Raw genomic sequence first — 17,890 nt, 5'->3', positions numbered from 1 at the left:
AGAAAAACACTTACAAATCAGTTTTGCCGGTCAGGCTTAGCCAAGTCAGCTAGGGCAGCCCAGCGAGGATCTACGATCTCGTGGTGATGCCCCGGCTCGTCTTCCAGGCGTACTCCACATTCGGAGCAAAGGCCCTGGCAGTCTTCCCGGCACACCGGCTGGAACGGCAGCATGGTTACAACTGCGTCCCGCAACACCGGCTCAAGATCGATCAGATCGTGCTCGACTCGACGTTGCTCTTCTTCGTCTTCTTCGTCGGAGAATTCAGCATCCTCGTAGAAGAAAAGTTCTTGCACATTGACCTCTTGGTCATACGCAAGGGGATCCAGGCATCGGCCGCATTCGCCAGTTACTTCGACGTTTGCGGTTCCTGATACCAGAATTCCTTCGTGTACGGCCTCCAGCCGCAGGTCCAGCTCGACATCCGAGCCTTCCTGCACGCCAATGAGTGCCACACCAAGATCACCTGGTGCGGGTACATGTTCCGTCAGCGTCCGCATGCTTCCTGCGCTGCGCCCGAGGTCCTTGACGTCGAACGCCAAGGGCGAACTAGCATCTCGTTTAATGAGAACTCCTGTTGAACATATGACCGACGTACTATCTTAGCCTGATCTTCCGGACGGACTCAAACCGGGCGCGGGCCCGCGGTTTCCACCGCAGTCCAGCCCCGATGAGGGCCGCGTAACCGGCAGCAGGCCGCCGAGTACCGATCAAGCTTACCCTCTGCGCGCCTGATCGCGGACAGGCTCGCCCGCGTGCAGCCGTTTCAATACGGATCGGGGGACATACTCGGAGACGTTGCCGCCCAGCGTGAAGACTTCCTTGATCAGCGTGGACGACAAATGCAGGTAATGGCCTTCTGCCGGGAGGAAGACCGTTTCGACGCCGGTGAGCTGCCGGTTCATGGTGGCCATGGGCAGCTCGTAGTCGAAGTCCGAGGACGAACGCAGGCCCTTCACAATGGCGGAGGCGCCCCGCTGCTTGCAGTACTCCGCCAGCAGCCCTTCCCCCACCGGCTCCACGACGATCCCGCGCAGGGACGCCAGGGTTTCCCGGGCCATGTCAATCCGCTCGTCCAGGCTGAAACGGTACTTCTTCGCGTAGTTCGTGGAGACTGCAACAATCACCTCGTCGAAGAGCCCGGCGGCCCTGGCGATGACTTCCAGGTGTCCATTGTGGATGGGGTCGAAGGAGCCAGGGCATACGGCGCGTCTCATGCTCCGAACCTACCGTATTACCGGGCCGGGATACCATGACAGCATGCCAGCAACGATCATTCCCTTCAGCGTGGCCGGAGGTGTGGTTCTCGTGACGGGAGCCGCCAGGGGCATGGGCAGGCTCTACGCGCTCCGCGCGGCCCGCGAGGGCGCCGCCGTCGTGATTCTCTGGGACGTGGACGCTGACGGCCTGGCGGCCACGGCCGCCGGAGTGGCAGCCCTCGGAGCGCGGGCGGTGGTCCGGCGGGTGGACCTCGCGGACCGGGAATCGATCGCCGCCGCCGCGGCCGAATGCGCGGCCGAGGGCCCGCTGGCGCTGCTCGTCAACAACGCGGGGATCGTCCGCGGCGCGCTCTTCTGGGAACACCGACCGGAGCAGGACATCGCCCTGACCATGGACATCAACGCGCTCGCGCCGATGTACGTCACCCACGCCTTCCTGCCGGCCATGATGGCCGACGCCGGCCGGCCGCGCCGGATCCTGAACATCGCCTCCGCTGCGGGCACCGTCTCCAACCCCAGGATGAGCGTCTACGCGGCGTCCAAGTGGGCCGTGATCGGCTGGAGCGACTCGCTGCGGCTGGAACTCGAACAGCAGGGCCACGGGCACCTGAAGGTGACCACGTTTTGCCCCAGCTACATCTCCACCGGAATGTTCGACGGCGCCAGGGGTCCGCTGCTGACCCCGCTGATGACCCCGGATGACGCCGTCGACCGGGCGTGGCGCGCCGCCGCCGCCGGGCAGCCGCTGCTGATCGCCCCCGCCATGGCGACGCTGGGCAAGGTCCTGAGGGGAATCCTGCCGGTGCGGGCCTGGGACTTCGTTGGCGGAAAATTGTTTGGCATCTACTCCACGATGGACAAGTTCACGGGGCGGACCGTCCCCGACACGAAGGCAGGCTCCCGATGACCGCTCCGCTCCAGTTCCCATGGCAGCGCGCCGCGACCGGCGCCAACCTGCTCTCCGCCGAAGGCACCCTGGGTGTCACGATCTTCGAGGAAATGACCACCCTGGCCCTGCAAACCGGCGCCATCAACCTTGGGCAGGGTTTCCCGGACGAGGACGGCCCGGCGGAGATCAAGGCCGCGGCCCAGGCGGCAATCGCCGCAGGCTATAACCAGTACGCCCCGGGCAAGGGCATCGTGGAGCTCCGCGACGCCATTTCCCTCCATCAGGAGCGGTTCTATGGCCTGACCCCGGATCCGCAGACCGAAATCATCGTCACGACGGGCGCCACCGAGGCCATTGCCGCCTCGCTGCTCGCCCTCGTGGGCCCCGGGGACGAGGTCCTCACCTTCGAGCCGTTCTATGACTCCTACGGCGCCATCATCGGCCTCTCAGGCGCCCGCCACGTGACCGCGCCCCTGCTGGCACCGCACTTCATGCCGGACCTGGACGCGCTTGAGGCGGCGTTTAACAGCCGCACCAAGGTGGTGCTGGTCAACAACCCGCACAACCCGACCGGTGCGGTGTTCCCCCGCGAGGTGCTCGAGCGCGTCGTCGAACTGGCGACAAAATATGACGCCGTCATCATCACCGACGAAGTCTACGAACACCTGACCTTCGGCGTCCGCCACATCCCGATCGCCACCCTGCCCGGAGCCGCCGAGCGGACGCTGACCATCTCCTCGGCCGGAAAGACGTTCTCCTTCACCGGCTGGAAGATCGGCTGGCTCAGCGGCCCGGAACACCTGATCGCCGCCGCCCGGACGGTCAAGCAGTTCCTGAGCTACAGTTCGGGCACCCCGTTCCAGGGCGCCATCGCGGTGGGCCTTGGCCTCCCGGACGAGTTCTACGCCGGGATCGCCGACACCCTCCAGCTCAAGCGGGACATCCTCAGCGACGGCCTCCGCGCGGCCGGGCTCGACGTCTTCACCCCGCAGGGGACTTACTTCGTGAACGTCGACACCGCGCCGCTGGGCATCTCGGACTCGCTGGAACTGGCGCGCCGGCTGCCGGCGCTGGTCGGCGTCGCCGCGATCCCCGTCCCGGTCTTCTGCCACCCGGAAGGTGCCGAGCGGACCCGCAGCCTGCTGCGCTTCGCGTTCTGCAAGCGGATCGATGTCCTGCAGGAGGCCGCCGAACGGCTCGCGACCCTGCGGGACAGGCTTTAGCGGTGGCGGACGCACCGGCTGCGGCGTCCCGCTTCCTGCGCACCACGGGCCAGCACGCCACGATCGAGCCCGATGACTTCACCGAGGGCGGGTACGTGCTCAGCATCGGCGGCGCGGAGCAGTCTCACGTGAACCTCGCGGACCCCTCGGACATCTTCTACGAGTACCTGCGCCGGATCGGGCACGTCGTGGACCTCGCGGCGCCGTGGGGTGAACCCGTCAGCGCACTCCACCTCGGCGCCGGTGCCCTGACGCTGGCCCGCTACATCCAGGCCACCCGGCCCGGCTCCGTGCAGTGCGCCGTCGAACTTGAGCGGGAGCTGCTGGACTTCGTGCTGCAGCAGTTGCCGCTCCCCGGCGGCACGGATCTGGTCACGCTGATCGGCGACGCCCGGGATGCCCTGGCCGAGCTGCCCCCGGAGCAGCGCTTCGACGTCGTGATCCTGGACATTTTCTCCGGCCCCGAGGCTCCCGCCCATCTGGCCTGCACGGACTTCTACCGGGAGGCCGCTGCGAAACTGACCCCGCGCGGCGTGCTGATCGTCAATGTGGGCGACGAGCCCGGGCTGACCCTGGTCCGGAGCCAGGTGGCGGCGCTGCGCCGGGCAATGGCGGACGTGTCGGCGTTCGCCGAGGCCGGCATGTTCAGCGGCCGCTACCCGGGCAACATCATCCTGACCGGGACGCAGGGTCAGTGGCCGGAAATGTGGACCGCGGCACTGACCGCCCGCGGGCCGCATCCTGCCAGGGTGCTCTCCGGCGTCGGACTGGACACTCTTTCCGACTAGTCCCCTGCGTAGTCCCCGGGCTGGTCTTCCGGCTCGGGCGCGGGCTGTGCTGCCGCGTCCGGCTCCGGGCCCTCGACGCCCGGCTCGGCGAACCAGAGCCTGGTCTCGCCGTATTTCCGTTCGGCAAACCGTTCCATGCCGTCCGGCCACCCCGGTTCCGGGGTCCTGGACGACCGTTCCACCACCACGACGGCGCCTTCCGCGAGGTGCTGTGCGAGCTTGGCCAGGACAGCGGCCAGGGCCGGTTCGTCCAGCGGGTAGGGCGGATCCAGGAAGACGAGGTCCCAGCGGACGGCCTCCCCGGTCCGTTCCAGGAACGACTCGACCTTGGACCGGTGCACGGAGACCACCTTGCGGCGGGCGACGGTGTTGACGAGGTCCGCGTTGCGCTGGCACACCTCGCTGGCCTTGGCGTCGAACTCCACGAGGTCCACGGATTCCGCGCCGCGGCTGGCGCTTTCCACGCCCAGCGAACCGGAGCCGGCGTAGAGATCCAGGACGCGGGCATCCCCCACGACTTCGAAGGCATCCAGCCGGGAGAACAACGCCTCCTTGACCCGGTCCGTGGTGGGGCGGGTGAGGGAACCGGGGACGCTGACCAGCGGCGTGCCGCCCGCGGCGCCGGCGATGATGCGGCTCATCGCCGCGCCCCGGTGGATGCGTGGATTCTGTTAGCCGCGTTCAAGGAACGCCTCCTTTTCGGGGTTGAGGTATTCGTCGATCGCGCCTGCCAGCTCCGGGTGGGCCGCCAGCGACGGGTCGGCCGCCACGATCCGCTGGGCGTCCTGCCTTGCCCGGGCAATGATGTCTTCGTGTTCGAGGACCCGCAGGAGCTTCAGCGTGGACCGCCCGCCTGACTGGGAGGCGCCCAGGATGTCGCCCTCGCGGCGGAGTTTGAGGTCCTCCTGCGAGAGTTCGAATCCGTCGGTCGTGGCCGCGACGGCGTCGAGCCGGCGGCGGCTGGGGTGGCCCGGTTCCAGCGTGGTGACAAGCAGGCAGGTCCCGGGCAGGCCGCCGCGGCCCACCCGGCCGCGGAGCTGGTGGAGCTGCGAGATGCCGAACCTGTCGGCGTCGAGGATCACCATCAGCGTGGCGTTGTGCACGTCCACCCCGACTTCAATGACGGTGGTGGAGACCAGCAGCTGGGTGTCGTTGGCGGTGAAGGAGGCCATGGTCCCGGACTTCAGCGCCGGGTCCTGGCGGCCGTGCAGCGGCGCCACGGTCACCCCGGCGAGGGCCGGTTCGTCCTTGAGGTGTTCGACGACGCCGGTGACGGACGCCAGTTCGCGTGCGGCGCTGCCGCCTTCGAGGTCCGCGGCGGACGGTTCCGCTTCGCCGGGGCTGAAGTCGCCGTCGTCGTCGGTGCCGATTTTGGGGCAGACGACGTAGACCTGGTGGCCGGCGTCGATCTCCTCACGGGAGCGGGACCAGATGCGGCCCGCCCACGCGGGGTTTTCCGCCAGCCCGACGACGTGCGTGGTGATCGGCGCGCGGCCCGCCGGGAGCTCGTCGAGCACGGACGTTTCGAGGTCGCCGAACACGGTCATGGCCACGGTCCGCGGGATCGGGGTGGCGGTCATGACCAGCAGGTGCGGGGGTTTGCTGGCTTTGGAGCGCAGGACGTCGCGTTGCTCCACGCCGAAGCGGTGCTGTTCGTCCACCACGATCAGGCCGAGGTCGTAGAAGGAGACGTTCTCGCTCAGCAGGGCGTGCGTGCCGATCACAATCCCGGCCGTTCCGGAGGCGGCGTCGAGCATGGCCTGCTTCCGCGCCGCGGTGGGCATCGACCCGGTCAGCAGGGTGACCTGGACGGCTTCGGAGCCGAAGCCGCCCAGCAGACCGTCCCGGGACAACGGGCCGAGGGTGCGGCGGATCGACTCGTAGTGCTGGGCGGCCAGGACTTCGGTGGGGGCGAGCAAAGCCGCCTGCCCGCCGGCATCGACCACCTGGAGCATGGCGCGCAGGGCCACGATCGTCTTGCCGGAGCCGACCTCGCCCTGCAGCAGCCGGTTCATCGGCGAATCCTGGGCGAGTTCCCCGGCCAGGGTCTTGCCGACGGCGGACTGGCCGGCTGTCAGGGTGAACGGCAACTGGCTGTCGAAGGCGGGCAGCAGGCCGGCCGCGACCGGGCGGCGGGCCGTGGCTTCCTCGGCGGCCAGTTGGGCGCGGCGGCGGGCCAGGGCGGCTTGGAGGACCAGGGCTTCCTGATAGCGGAACCGGTCGCGGGCGCGCTGCCAGTCCGGCGGCGTCTGCGGGGCGTGGATGAGCCGGTAGGCGTCCGCGACGGGCAGGAATTTCTCCCGTGCGGCAATGTCCGCCGGCAGCGGGTCCGCCAGGGCCTCCAGCTCCACGGTGTCCAGGAGTGTCGAGATGACCTTCTGGATGGACCAGCTGGTCAGCTTGGCGGTGGCCGGGTACACCGGGATGGGCATGGCGGCGAGTTTTTCCGGGTCCATCCCGGGGGTCTCGGGGTCCTCGTCGAGCAACAGGAAATCGGGGTTGGTCAGACCGAGCGAGCCGCCGTAGCGCGTGACCTTGCCGGAAAACATGGCACGCCGGCCCGGCTGGAGTTCGGCCTTGGCCCGGAAGCCGTTGAAGAAACTCACCTTGAGGGTGCCCGGCAGGCCGGCCCCCGGGGGCCGCACGGCATTGCCGGCGTTACCGGCCGCCCCGGCGTCGTCGGAGATCACGACGTCGGTCAGCGAACCGCGGCGGGCGCGCATGGGACGGGTGCTGTTGGAGATCACACGGGCAATCAGCGTCACTTCCTCGTCCAGTGGGATCTCGCTGATGGGGGTCAGCTCGCCGCGGCTCAGGTAGCGGCGGGGAAAGTAGTTCAGCAGGCCGCCGACAGTGGTGATGCCCAGGTGCTTCTCAATGACCGCCGCGGAGCGCTTGCCGATCCTGCGCTCGAGGCCCAGGTCCAGCTCAGCGTCCATGTCCGTCCGGGTCCCGCGGCACGGCAAGCTGGCTGACCGAAATGTCCGAGGGTTGGCCGAGCGACTGGATCAGGGCAACGGCGGGATCGGCGTCCAGGACGTGGACGTGGACCCGCCACCGGTATCTTCCGGACCCGTCGGCCTCGCCGCCTACCTGGCTCATGATGACGGAGTCGCCCATTTCGTCGAGCCGCTGGCGCATCATGGCGGCATCCAGCGGCGAGAGCGAGATGGTGCACATGACCTCGACGCCCTCGTCCCGGGGCATGGCGGCGTGGATGTGCGGATCCTGGACGTCGTAGCCGTGCAGGCCGTCGAGGAGTTCGCTCTGCAGTTCCTCGCCGAGGACGGCGGAGCGCAGGCAGTCAAGGATCAACAGCATCCCGACGCCGCCGGCGTCCACCACGTGGGCGGCCTGCAGGGTCTCGAGCTGTTCCTCGGTGCGGACCACGGCCGCCAGGGCAGCTTCGACGGCGGCATCCAGTGCCAGTCCGAGCGTGTGGTTGCTGTCGTCGCCGTCGTGCGCGGAGTCCACGGCGGCCGCGGCGCGGGCTGCGGCTTCCATGACGGACAACATTGTTCCCGGCACGGGGTCGCTCAGCGCGGACCAGGCCCGGATCTGGGCCCGGTTCAGGGCGGCGGCCAGCAGCGGGGCGCTTAGCCGCGTGTGTCCGGCGAGCGGCTCGGCTGCGGCGCAGAGGAAGACGGCGAAGAGCGTGCCGGAGTTGCCCCGGGCCTGCTCCATGGCGGCCCGGCCGGCCCGCGCCAGGACGACGCCGACGTCGCTCTGGACCAGTTCGGGCGCGCCCGGGGCGTGGCCGGCCGGGTCGCGGGTGACCAGCGGGATGGAGGCCGTGGCCGGGTTGGTGCCTGTGTTTATGCCTGTGCTTATGCCTTGCAGGCCCAGCGCCGCGGCCCGGACCGTGAGGTACAGGTTGGTGCCGGTGTCCCCGTCGGCGACGGGGAAGATGTTGATGGCGTTCAGGCGGTCGCTGTGGTTCCCTAGCGTTGTTTCCGCCTTGCCCAACCACCGCTTCATCGCTTGCGCGTTGGCGGCAATCTTAGTCTGCAAAGTGATCCCATCCCACAGTGTCAGCGGGCCTGCCCGCTATCGTGACGCCCGAGCTGTTCATTAGTGCCGGGGCTTCTACCGAGCCTATCGCAGTGAAACCGGGAGGCAGCTGAAGGCCTGCGGGGAATGTGGCGAGCAGTCCGTGGTCTTCCCCGCCGCCCAGGACCCAGGCCAGCGGGTCCGTGCCGAGCAGCTTCGAGGCCGGCAACAGCGGCACGGCAAGGTCCTTCAGCGCAGCGGCGTCCAGGTTGAGCACGGCCCGGCTGGCTGCCGCCATCCGGCCGCCGTCCCGCACCAGTCCGTCGGAAATATCCATCATCGCCGTGGCCCCGGCTTCCCGGGCCAGCGGTCCCGCGGCGAGCGGCGGCCACGGCCGGCACTGGGTGTCCATCAGCGCCCGCTGTTCCCCGGTGAGCGAGCCGACGCCCGTGCCGGATTCAAGCAGGGCCAGCCCCGCGGCCGCACGCCCCACTGTTCCGGCGAGCGCCAGGGTGTCCCCCGGGCGGGCGCCGGACCGGAGGACGGGCTCCCGGCCGTCCAGGGTCCCCAGGACCGCGACGGTGACCGCCAGCTCACGCCCGCGGCCGAGGTCGCCCCCGGCCACGGCGCAGTCCGGGGCGCCGAGTTCCCGGATTCCGGCGGTGAGTCCGTCCGCGAAGTCTTCCACCCAGGCGACGGCAGTTTCCGGCGGCATCGTCAGGCTCACCACCATGGAGGTGGCACGGGCCCCCATGGCATTGATGTCGCTGAGGTTTTGCGCGGCGGCCTTCCAGCCGACGTCGTAGCCGCTGGTCCGGTATCCGTTGTTCCATTGGAGCCGGAAGTCCTGGTCCGCCACCTGGGTGTCGATGCTGACCACCGTCCGGCCGTCCGGCGCCGCCACGATTGCGGCGTCGTCGCCGGGCCCCAGCAGGAGCGCAGTGTTGTCCCCAAAGCCGCGGTTGAGCCGCGGGAAGATCCGTTCGAGGAGCTCGGACTCGGAGAGCCCGGCAACGGTCAGGGAAGCCTCCGGAACAGCGGCATCGGTTACGCGGGACTCGGGCTCAGTCGTTTCAGGCACAGCCCTACGCTACCGCGGGGCTGCGACGCAGCAGGGCCTGGGGTTCATCAGGCCAGGATCTCGTCGAGCCACTGCCCGCCCGTGGACCGCATGTCGAACCGCTGGACATATTCGGCGGCCGCCCTGGCTTCTTCCTCAAACGCTTCCGGGGAGCTGTTGAGGGCGGAGACGAACGCCCGGACCTGGGAGGTGGTCTCCCGGGTCCAGCGGCCGCTGAATATCTCATCCACTCCCGGCCGCTGCCAGAACAACGGTATGGAACCCGATGCCATTCCCTCAGCGGGGGCGAGGTGGAAGCTCTCATCCGAGCTGGGCGACAATACATAACCGATCTTGCGCAGCCAGGACGCCATGTCCGGGCCGAACGGTTCGAAGACCACGGCATCCCGCAGCGCCGGGGACCGTCCGATCCGGTCAAAGATTTCCAGGTACGCCTCCCGCTGGAACGGCTTCTTCCACTCGTAGGCGTATTCCCACGGCATTCTTCCGCGCACGTGCAGTGTGTACCGGGGGTCCTCTGCCAGCAGTTCCTCCAGCAGGTCCAGGGCCCTGTCCAGCCGCTTGCGCATCGGGACAATGCCCACCAGGCCCAGGCGGAATCGGTGATCCGGCTCCTTGGACCTGCGGAGGTCCATAACGTCGACGGCGTTCGGAATCACCCGGAAGTCGGTATCGGTCCAGGCCGTACTTTCGCGCGTACGGTCAACGTAGAGCTGCGAGACGCAGATCAGGGAGTCAATGTTCCCGGCAGCCACATCCTTCATCCAGGGGCCGTTGAGCTCGAACATGTGAAGACGCACAATGAGCTTCTGCCGCCGCCGCTTGTTATTCGAATACCAGACGGCGTTGGGGCCGCACCATTCGCAGATGATGACGTCGGCCCAGTCCCTGAGCCGTTCGGACTCCTGGACATCGTGGTGGTGCAGCGACTTCCAGTGGTCGAAGGCAAGTTCGATGTCATCCCGCATTTCGAGGACGGAAACGAGCTCGCCGGCGAACTTGAGATCGTGGCCGGCAATCAGGACCCTCGTCTTCTGCTTGGCCCGCGGGCTGCGGACGTAGTCTCCCTCGGACCGCTCGAAGTAGGTTTTCAGCCGGGCCGCCGCCGACGAAATCGAGTAGTGCCGGACACGGTTGCTGACGTCCTTCTTCAGCCCGGCCAGGTGGTCCCTGGCGTCCAGGAGGGTGCTGATAACGCCTTCCGTCGAATCGTCATCGACATACAGCGGGTAGTCGGCGCCGAAAAGCTCAAGGTGCTGCGCATTGCGGTTCACCATGGGCGGCACCCCGAGGGCAGCGTATTCGAGGACCTTGGTCGAGATCTCGAGGCTCGCGTCCATGCTTCGGTCACGCCAGCTCAAGCCGACGTCGTGCCTGCTGACCTCCTTCGCGGCCTCATCGCGGGACATCCCGCCCAGCCAGTCGATGCCTGGCGAGCCCACAGCTTCCTCCATGGAAGCCGACCACGACGGGTCCTGGTGATCATGCTGGAATTTGTCCCCGATCATCGTCACCGCCAGGGGCAGGTTCTGCTCCCCGGCCGCAACGGGGAGGGAGCACATCTCCAGGGTGCGCCACTTCCTGGCGAACTTGCCGGAGTAGACGGCGCTCAGTTTCCGGCCGGTGGCCGGGGAACCTCCCCGCAGGTCAAAGTATTCGTCCGGCACCATCGGCGTGAGGACGAGCGTTTTGCCGGCAGCTTCGGGAATCGTCGCTTCAACATAGGAACGGGCGGCCTCCGTCTGCACGAAGAAGCGCCGGCATTGCCCGACGGTCCGCCGGAGCATCGCCAGGTCTTTCTCGGAAAGCCGGGAACTGGGATGCGCGATGTCCGTGATGTAGAGCCACGACTTGGGACCCAGGACTTTGGAGTTCGCGACGTGCGCCGCCACCTGGGTGCCGCGGGCGATCACCACGTCGAACGGTCTTTCCGCGTCGAGTTGGGCCATACGCTGGGCGGCTACCCGTGGCTGCAGCGGCTCCATGCCCGCGGTTTCGCCCGGCTGGGCGATTTCCACTCCGGGCAGGTCCGCGATCCGGTCAAGCAGCCGGGTCTTCGTGACCTCGGTCTTGAGGAGGACGCAGACCTCGGAGCCCGTCAGTGACAACGCTTCGGCCATGGATACGAGCCACACGGAAGATCCGTCGATGATGTTGAGGTCAACGTCTCCGTAGAGGAGGATGGTCCGCGCGGACCCGGTGGTCTCAGTGCGATCCAAGGAGCACTCCCCTATTCATTTTGGCGAAAGTTTCGAGTGAATTGAGCAGGCCGAATGTGTAGTCCTCGGTCCACCCGTCCATGGAGGACCGATCCGAAAACACAACATCCGATGCAGCTTCGAAATCCGTGGTGTAGATGTCGGCTCCCCGCCGTGTCCGGACAAAGTAGACCGGCATACCCTGGGACCGGCACTCGGCGAGCGCCTGGAGGATTTCATTTGCCAGCAAGGTCCCTGCCGCGGAATCGGCTCCGAACCAGATTCCCGCGGTGAAGGCGCTGTCATCGAGGATCAGCGCCGAGCCGCTCCCGTTCGCGAGCTGGGCCGCTATTGTGCTCGGACGCAGGGATTCGAGCGCGTGTGCGTCGCCCAGGTACTGGTGCAGGTCCTGGCCCGCGATCGCGTAGACGATCCGTCCGCCCCACGGCGCCGTCGGAGGCGCTCCGAGGTAGCCGAGAATTTTGGCTTGACGGTCCCCGTCATCCGTGACGGCCGCTGCGAGCCGGCCGATTGCCCGGCCGCCGGAAGCTGGAGCCGCGGGCGAGGCCGGCTTGTGCTTCTCCGCCGGGGCGGCGGCCGTTTTCGGAACCTGCTGCACCGGGGTGGAAAGCGCGGCCAGCATGTCGCGCAGCTCGCGGAAGCGCGAGCGGGCCTTCCTGGCTTCGGTCTCCTGGAGCCACCGCATGCTGACCAGCTGCGATACGGCCAGCACCGCCATGAGCGTGAACAACGCAAGGGACACAACCGCGAACGCCGGATGCCCGAGCACAAGGTAGAGGGATCCACCGAGTACGGCGGCCACCCCGCAGAGGGCCATCGCAATGACCCCCCGGCTCTTGAAGGCCGTGCGTATCGCCTGAAGTATTCGAAGGATCATGAGCTGAAGACCCCCCGGGTATCGACGAGGAGCTTTCCTGCCAGGACTTCGGGGGGCAGCGCGCGGACGGCGTCATGGTCAACCAGCACCACCACCAGCGAGGAACGGCTGACGGCTTCCTCCAGGGGCACCAGCCGGACGTTGTCCTGGCGCTGAAGGCGCTCCGGCAGGCTGTCGATGTGGGGCTCGGCCACATTGATCCGGGTGGCTGCCAGCGATTCGGCGATGGCCTGGGCAATTTCAATGGCGGGCGACTCACGCAGGTCGTCGATATTCGCCTTGAACGCCAGTCCCAGGACAGCAATCTCGGCGTTCTTGGGCAGCTTGGCGAATGCAGCATGCACCTGGTCCAGGACCCAGCGGGGCTTCTCGTCATTGACGGTCCGGGCTGTCCTGATCAATCGCGACTCGGCAGGTGCCGCAGCGACGATGAACCAGGGATCTACCGCGATGCAGTGCCCGCCGACGCCGGGTCCCGGTTGCAGGATGTTGACACGCGGGTGGTGGTTGGCCAGCCGGATCAGTTCCCAGACGTTGATGCCCAGGTTTGCACTGATGACCGAAAGTTCATTGGCGAACGCAATATTGACGTCGCGGTAGGAGTTTTCCACCAGTTTGGCCATTTCCGCGGTGACGTCGTCGGTGACCAGTATCTCGCCCTGGCAAAACACCGAGTACAGGTCTTTCGCGAGATCGGCGGCCCGGCGGGTGACGCCGCCAACAATTCTGTCGTTGGTGACAAGCTCGATCATGACTTTGCCGGGCAAGACCCGCTCGGGGCAATGGGCCAGGAGAATCGCAGGCCTGCCTTCGGCGCCGTCCAGTGACAAGTCCGGGCGCAGCGAGACGATGTACTCGCCCATGTGGCGGGTTGCCCCTGGGGGTGACGTCGATTCCAGGATGATCAGTTCGCCGCCCTGCAACACCGGCGCGATCCCGCGTGCGGCCGCCTCGATATAGCTCAGGTCGGCGTTCTTGTCGGCAGTGAATGGCGTTGGGACGGCCACAATGAACGCGTCTGCGGCGGGCGTCTGGGTGGTTGCCTTGAGCCGGCCCTGGCTGACGGCTCCAGCGACGTGGATCCCCAGGTCCGGCTCAACAAATGGGACACGCCCATCGTTGACTGCGTCGACGGTCCGCTGATTGACGTCGACGCCGATGACGTCAAGTCCGTTGGTCGCCAGGATCGCGGCTGTCGGCAGCCCGATGTACCCAAGTCCAATGACCGCGATGGTCTGAAAGCTAGTCAATCTGTTGGCCCCTATCAAAGCGTGATGAATTCACGTGGATTTTCGAAAATTTGAATCTCGCCGGCAGCCGCGGGGCCGCCGTCCGGTACGCCCCGGCCGTTCCCGTCTCCGGGGCGCATCCGGCAGTAGTTGAACCTGTCGGCCGAGTAGATGGAGCCCTTGGCCGCCGCGACGGACGTGAGGAAGGCGGTGTCCTCGCCGTGGCTCAGCGCCTCAAACGGGTGCGCCTCGAAGACCTCCCGGGGTGCGGTGATGGTCGGTCCCATCACGCGCCGGCCGAACCGGTGCTCCTGGGGTGCGCCGCGGAGCACGGTGGCCCGGCTGGAGGGCACGTGCGTGTAGTGGGACTGCTTCCCCACCACGTCCGCCCCGGAGTATCGCAACGCGTGCAGCAAATCGAAGCAGATAGTTCGGGGCGTAGTAGTCGTCGTCGTCCATCCGCGTGAGCACTGCCCCCGTCGATGCTTCGACGCACCGGTTGAGGCACTCCCCGGGAGTCAGGGCGGCCGGGGCGACGAGTACTTTGTACTTCACCACGCCATGGGCGCGGGCCAGCCCGGCGAGCACGTCCCCGGCGGCTTCGAAGCCGCGCGTCAGCAGGACGAGTTCCAGGTCGACGTCGGACTGGTCCCCGACGGTCTGGAATATTTGCCCCAGCTGTTGCGGACGGCTTGTGCTCACCAAAGCACTGACGGAGGGAAGGCCGATGGGCCTGCATCGCTCCGGCGCGACCGCCCGGACGATGGATTCTGCCCGGTGCGCGTAGGTATGCTCCCGCCAGATACGGCGCTGGGCCTTATGGACCACCCGTTCATTGAAGTCTGAGTTGGAGGTCAGCTTCCGCAGCATGTCCTCCGCCTCAGGCCTGGCGGCGGCAACCAGAACCTCATCGTGCTCGAAGAACTGCGAGATCGCAGCGCTTGGCGTGGAGACAACAGGCGTGCCCGAGGCGGTGATCTCAAATATCCGGCGGGCGCACATGCTGGGCGAGCCGATCACGGAGTTGACGTTCAGAAACGCCTTGTACGCCCGGTATGCGGTCAGCATCTGGGCGTAGGGCAAGGAGCCGACGACGTGTTGGTCAAACGGCTCCGGGAACTGGTAGTTCCGGTCCCCTCCCAGCTGGCGGGAGAATATTTCCAGCTCGGCGCCGCCCGTTCCGGCCGCGGTCATGGCGGCGCCGAGGAGCATGTCCATCTGGGCGCGGCGTTGCGGGTATTTGTGGGCAAAATACATCCCCGCGAAAGCCACGCCGCGCGAGTGCCATCCGTGCCCCGGCCGGACCGGGTTGTGGATGGCCGGCTGCGCGGCAAAGGGAAGGGTACCGACCCTGTTGTGGCCCAGATCCCGCACGTAAGCAGGAATGCGGTCCGAATCACTGGTGAAAACGTGGTCAAACAACTTTGCCGCCGGAAGAAAGTCGTCGTAATGGGGAGGGTCTTCCTTGTTCCAGAAAACGGTCGGAATTCCGTTGGCACGGCACCACTCCACGAGTCGGACAAACTCGACGCCCGGGCCCGTGGCACCGGTGAGCTGATATTGCCAGGAGCCGGAATTTCCGTTCCAGGCAGATTCCACGAACAGGAAATCGATGCGGGTCTGGCCCAGCTGTTCACGCCACTGCTCCCTGCGCAGCTCAAGCAGGTTCCATTCGAACGAAAACGAAGTACGCGTGAAGTCGTCAAGGATTACGCCCACACGCAAATCCGGACGCCGCGGTCCTTGCCGGGAAAATTCGTACGGGGTGAACTGCAACTGCCGGTTCGGTCCCCGGCCCGCCCACTCGCCCGCGGAGCCCTCGCCGCCGGATCCCAACCGCCGCAGTGCCCTTCGTACGTCGCCGAAGACGCCCATCAGTCCCGGCCCCTGAGGGCCGGACCGCCGTCGCACGGCGGTATCGGGTTCGACGTCGCATTCCCCAGGCACCAGTCGGTTCTCCTCAATGGTTGTTCATTTGTACTTTCATCCGAACGTAGGGCGCCCGGGTAAAGGGGAGGGCGGTCCAAGGTGAACTCAGGGCTAACGCCGGCCGGAGAGCCGGTGACATGTTCCGGTTCCCTTTGCGTGGCCGCGGCCACAGCCATATGGTCGGCGGAATCACCCGCCATTTCGCCCAGGCAACAGCACGTGAAAGACTCTCACCCGTGCCTCCCTCCGTCCCCGCGATGAATACCGCATACCGCAAGGCGCTGGCCTTCGTTGCCGGGGGCCTCATGCTGTGGCTGATTTTCTCCGTGCAGCTGTTCACCAACACCGACCCGCTGACCGTGCACCGGACAGACGCCGTCATCATGCTCGGCGGCGCCGCTTCGGAGCGGCTGCCCGCGGCACAACGGTTCCAGCAGGACCTCGGCATCCCCGTCCTGGTGCTCTCCCGCACGGACACCTTCGGAAACAGGGCCGCGGACGGTGTCTGCGCATCAGCCGAGTTCCCCAACCAGTCTTTGGTCTGTTTCCGGCCGCCGGACCTCGACACACGCGGCGAAGCGCGGGCAATTTCCCGCCTCGTGGAGCTCAACGACTGGAAGTCCGTGACCGTAATCACGTCCAGCTACCACGTGACCCGCGCCGGCCGGCTGATCAGCCAGTGCACGACGGCGGAAGTACAGATGGTTGCCTCCCACCCGGACCTTGACCTGGGGCAGTGGTTGCGCCGATTTGTCATCGAAACCGGGGGGCTTATCGATGCGTCCCTCCGGCCCGAATGCGCGGATCCACCGGCGGCAATGTAAGAATTGAAGGACATCAGGTTGAAGCCGTCAGCCAGAATTATGTGCCAATGAGGCGAGGAGGACGTGACCTTGGAGAACCCTGCCGACGGCACTCCCCCGCTGGTAGCCGCCCCGCGGCACCTGCGTCGCCGCCGACTTTACGGGGACATCCCGGACCATCTCCTGGTTCCCGGCATCCAGCCGCTGCCGTTCGAACCGGACCGCACCGCGCCCGCTAAACGCGCCGCTGAGCTGGACCTGGACGACGAGGAAGTGACGCACAGCCGCAAACGCCTCGCAGCGCTGGTGGCCGTCATATTCGTTGCCGTCAGCGTCCCGGCGCTGATCATCGCCCTGCTGCTTCTAGGCTGAAGCTTCCTTACAAACCACCGCTCGCGCTTCTTGGGGGAAATCCATGCACAGCATCATGCCAATCTTCGGGACCAGGCCGGAGGCCATCAAGATGGCTCCGATCGTCAGCGCCCTCCAGGAGTCGCCGCACTTCGACTGCATCGTCACCGTCACAGGCCAGCACCGAGAAATGCTGGACCAGGTCAACGAGCTGTTCGGCATCCTCCCGGACCACGACCTGAATATCCTGCAGCAGGGCCAGTCCCTCTCCGGCATCATGACACGCACCATTGACGGCCTGGAGAAGCTGTTCACCCATACCCGGCCCGACGCCGTCGTCGTCCAGGGCGACACCACAACGTCCACCGCCGCCGCCATCGCTGCCCTCTACCACGGCATTCCCGTGGTGCACGTGGAGGCCGGACTGCGCAGCGGTGACCTGCTCTCTCCCTTCCCGGAGGAGGCCAACCGCAAAATCACGAGTCAGATTACCCGCCTGCACCTGGCTCCGACCAGCACCAGCCGCGCCAATCTGCTGGCCGAAGGCATCAACCCGGCGAACGTCGTAGTCACCGGCAACACAGTGATCGACGCCCTGCTCGCCACGGTGGACAAGCAGCTCCCGTTCTCAGACCCACGGCTCGAGGACCTCGCCGCGGCCGGCCGCCGGATCCTGCTGGTCACGACGCACCGCCGTGAGAACCAGGGCGACGCCATGCGCGGCGTCGGACGGGCGCTGGCCCGGATCGCCGAGGCCGAGCCCGACCTGGTGATCGTCCTCCCGGTCCACAAGAACCCTGTGGTGCGCGAGGCGGTGCTGCCGGCGCTCGAAGGCAAGGCCAACGTCCTGGTCACTGAACCGCTGGCCTACGGTGAGTTCACCCGGCTGCTGTCCGTGGCCCACGTGGTCCTGACCGATTCAGGCGGCGTCCAGGAGGAAGCTCCCAGCCTGGGCAAGCCCGTGCTGGTGATGCGGGAGAACACCGAACGGCCCGAGGCCGTCGACGCCGGCACCGTCCTGCTGATCGGGACGGACGAGGACCGGATTGTGGACGAGGTGGACCGTCTGCTGCACGACCCCGCCCACTTCGCCGCCATGGCGAACGCCGTCAACCCCTACGGGGACGGCAAGGCAGCCGCACGTACCGTGGCGGCAATCGAAGAATTGCTCGGCGTCGGCGCACGGATCGGCGAGTTCGCCGGCGGGTAGGCGCTGCTAGAATTTCCGGACGATCCTGTCCCGGCGGATGCCGGCCTTCAGGGCAGTAGAGGCGACACCAAGACGTGCGAC

The 17,890-nt window shown here is 67.0% G+C and carries 17 protein-coding genes; 6 read left to right on the top strand and 11 right to left on the bottom strand.

What is annotated here, in order from left to right:
* Window positions 1-17: 17 nt before the first annotated feature.
* The gene (locus ABIB51_RS18040; protein WP_354190478.1) at window positions 18-542 is read right to left on the bottom strand and encodes a YceD family protein; all 525 of its coding nucleotides are present in this window, start codon (window positions 540-542) and stop codon (window positions 18-20) included.
* A 174-nt stretch (window positions 543-716) separates the two neighbouring features.
* Window positions 717-1,217, bottom strand: coding sequence for a pantetheine-phosphate adenylyltransferase (gene coaD / locus ABIB51_RS18035; protein WP_354190476.1), 501 nt, complete (start codon window positions 1,215-1,217; stop codon window positions 717-719).
* 43 nt (window positions 1,218-1,260) lie between these two features.
* Here coaD and ABIB51_RS18030 point away from each other — a divergent pair, with 43 nt between their 5' ends.
* The 3 genes from ABIB51_RS18030 to ABIB51_RS18020 are packed head-to-tail and all read left to right on the top strand — an operon-like array spanning window position 1,261 to window position 4,120.
* Window positions 1,261-2,127, top strand: a complete 867-nt coding sequence (locus ABIB51_RS18030; RefSeq protein ID WP_354190474.1) for an SDR family NAD(P)-dependent oxidoreductase — start codon at window positions 1,261-1,263, stop codon at window positions 2,125-2,127.
* Window positions 2,124-3,332 (top strand): aminotransferase class I/II-fold pyridoxal phosphate-dependent enzyme, encoded by a 1,209-nt coding sequence (locus tag ABIB51_RS18025; RefSeq protein WP_354190472.1) that lies wholly within the window; start codon window positions 2,124-2,126, stop codon window positions 3,330-3,332. The genes ABIB51_RS18030 and ABIB51_RS18025 overlap by 4 nt, the downstream gene beginning before the upstream one ends.
* Window positions 3,333-3,334: 2 nt before the next feature.
* Complete coding sequence (locus ABIB51_RS18020; protein ID WP_354190470.1) at window positions 3,335-4,120, top strand: spermidine synthase; 786 nt, start codon at window positions 3,335-3,337, stop codon at window positions 4,118-4,120.
* Here the strand turns inward: ABIB51_RS18020 and rsmD are convergent.
* From rsmD to ABIB51_RS17975, 9 genes are all read right to left on the bottom strand, one after another.
* The gene (rsmD, locus tag ABIB51_RS18015) at window positions 4,117-4,779 is read right to left on the bottom strand and encodes a 16S rRNA (guanine(966)-N(2))-methyltransferase RsmD (protein WP_354190552.1); all 663 of its coding nucleotides are present in this window, start codon (window positions 4,777-4,779) and stop codon (window positions 4,117-4,119) included. The two genes, ABIB51_RS18020 and rsmD, sit on opposite strands and share 4 nt — an antisense overlap.
* 12 nt (window positions 4,780-4,791) lie before the next feature.
* Window positions 4,792-7,059, bottom strand: coding sequence for an ATP-dependent DNA helicase RecG (locus ABIB51_RS18010; protein ID WP_354190468.1), 2,268 nt, complete (start codon window positions 7,057-7,059; stop codon window positions 4,792-4,794).
* Window positions 7,049-8,098: a DAK2 domain-containing protein gene (locus tag ABIB51_RS18005; RefSeq protein WP_354190550.1), complete on the bottom strand. Its 1,050-nt coding sequence runs from the start codon at window positions 8,096-8,098 to the stop codon at window positions 7,049-7,051. Before ABIB51_RS18005 ends, ABIB51_RS18010 begins: the two co-directional genes overlap by 11 nt.
* Before the next feature lie 22 nt (window positions 8,099-8,120).
* Window positions 8,121-9,131 carry a thiamine-phosphate kinase gene (gene thiL, locus ABIB51_RS18000; protein WP_354190548.1) on the bottom strand — a complete coding sequence of 337 codons (1,011 nt, stop codon included), beginning with the start codon at window positions 9,129-9,131 and terminating at the stop codon, window positions 8,121-8,123.
* Window positions 9,132-9,238: 107 nt separating this feature from the next.
* Window positions 9,239-11,410 (bottom strand): glycosyltransferase family protein, encoded by a 2,172-nt coding sequence (locus ABIB51_RS17995; RefSeq protein WP_354190466.1) that lies wholly within the window; start codon window positions 11,408-11,410, stop codon window positions 9,239-9,241.
* On the bottom strand, window positions 11,397-12,287 hold the full coding sequence (locus ABIB51_RS17990; RefSeq protein WP_354190464.1) for a hypothetical protein: 891 nt from the start codon (window positions 12,285-12,287) through the stop codon (window positions 11,397-11,399). The genes ABIB51_RS17995 and ABIB51_RS17990 overlap by 14 nt, the downstream gene beginning before the upstream one ends.
* The gene (wecC, locus tag ABIB51_RS17985) at window positions 12,284-13,537 is read right to left on the bottom strand and encodes a UDP-N-acetyl-D-mannosamine dehydrogenase (RefSeq protein WP_354190462.1); all 1,254 of its coding nucleotides are present in this window, start codon (window positions 13,535-13,537) and stop codon (window positions 12,284-12,286) included. Before wecC ends, ABIB51_RS17990 begins: the two co-directional genes overlap by 4 nt.
* Window positions 13,538-13,551: 14 nt before the next feature.
* On the bottom strand, window positions 13,552-13,803 hold the full coding sequence (locus ABIB51_RS17980; RefSeq protein ID WP_354190460.1) for a hypothetical protein: 252 nt from the start codon (window positions 13,801-13,803) through the stop codon (window positions 13,552-13,554).
* Window positions 13,751-15,235, bottom strand: a complete 1,485-nt coding sequence (locus ABIB51_RS17975) for a glycosyltransferase family protein (protein ID WP_354190458.1) — start codon at window positions 15,233-15,235, stop codon at window positions 13,751-13,753. Before ABIB51_RS17975 ends, ABIB51_RS17980 begins: the two co-directional genes overlap by 53 nt.
* A gap of 446 nt (window positions 15,236-15,681) precedes the next feature.
* Between ABIB51_RS17975 and ABIB51_RS17970 the strand changes: the two genes are divergently transcribed.
* The 3 genes from ABIB51_RS17970 (at window position 15,682) to wecB (ending at window position 17,809) form a co-directional block, all read left to right on the top strand.
* Window positions 15,682-16,269 (top strand): YdcF family protein, encoded by a 588-nt coding sequence (locus ABIB51_RS17970; protein ID WP_354190456.1) that lies wholly within the window; start codon window positions 15,682-15,684, stop codon window positions 16,267-16,269.
* Between the two features lie 63 nt (window positions 16,270-16,332).
* Window positions 16,333-16,620, top strand: coding sequence for a hypothetical protein (locus ABIB51_RS17965; RefSeq protein ID WP_354190454.1), 288 nt, complete (start codon window positions 16,333-16,335; stop codon window positions 16,618-16,620).
* Between the two features lie 43 nt (window positions 16,621-16,663).
* Entirely contained in the window at window positions 16,664-17,809 is a 1,146-nt protein-coding gene (wecB, locus tag ABIB51_RS17960) for a non-hydrolyzing UDP-N-acetylglucosamine 2-epimerase (protein WP_354190452.1), read from the top strand.
* Window positions 17,810-17,890 lie beyond the last annotated feature (81 nt).

It is taken from the genome of Arthrobacter sp. UYCu712, from assembly GCF_040547005.1.
Taxonomy (GTDB): domain Bacteria; phylum Actinomycetota; class Actinomycetes; order Actinomycetales; family Micrococcaceae; genus Arthrobacter.
The sequence above is the reverse complement of the archived record's forward strand: the minus strand, read 5'-3'. Positions and strand labels throughout refer to the sequence as shown.

Excerpts from the sequence above, each read along its gene's own strand:
- ABIB51_RS18025 (WP_354190472.1), top strand. The coding sequence starts at position 2,124 with ATGACCGCTCCGCTCCAGTTCCCATGGCAGCGCGCCGCGACCGGCGCC.
- ABIB51_RS17980 (WP_354190460.1), bottom strand. The coding sequence starts at position 13,803 with ATGGGACCGACCATCACCGCACCCCGGGAGGTCTTCGAGGCGCACCCG.
- ABIB51_RS17990 (WP_354190464.1), bottom strand. The coding sequence starts at position 12,287 with ATGATCCTTCGAATACTTCAGGCGATACGCACGGCCTTCAAGAGCCGG.
- wecB (WP_354190452.1), top strand. The coding sequence starts at position 16,664 with ATGCACAGCATCATGCCAATCTTCGGGACCAGGCCGGAGGCCATCAAG.
- ABIB51_RS18005 (WP_354190550.1), bottom strand. The coding sequence starts at position 8,098 with ATGAAGCGGTGGTTGGGCAAGGCGGAAACAACGCTAGGGAACCACAGC.
- ABIB51_RS18030 (WP_354190474.1), top strand. The coding sequence starts at position 1,261 with ATGCCAGCAACGATCATTCCCTTCAGCGTGGCCGGAGGTGTGGTTCTC.
- ABIB51_RS18010 (WP_354190468.1), bottom strand. The coding sequence starts at position 7,059 with ATGGACGCTGAGCTGGACCTGGGCCTCGAGCGCAGGATCGGCAAGCGC.
- coaD (WP_354190476.1), bottom strand. The coding sequence starts at position 1,217 with ATGAGACGCGCCGTATGCCCTGGCTCCTTCGACCCCATCCACAATGGA.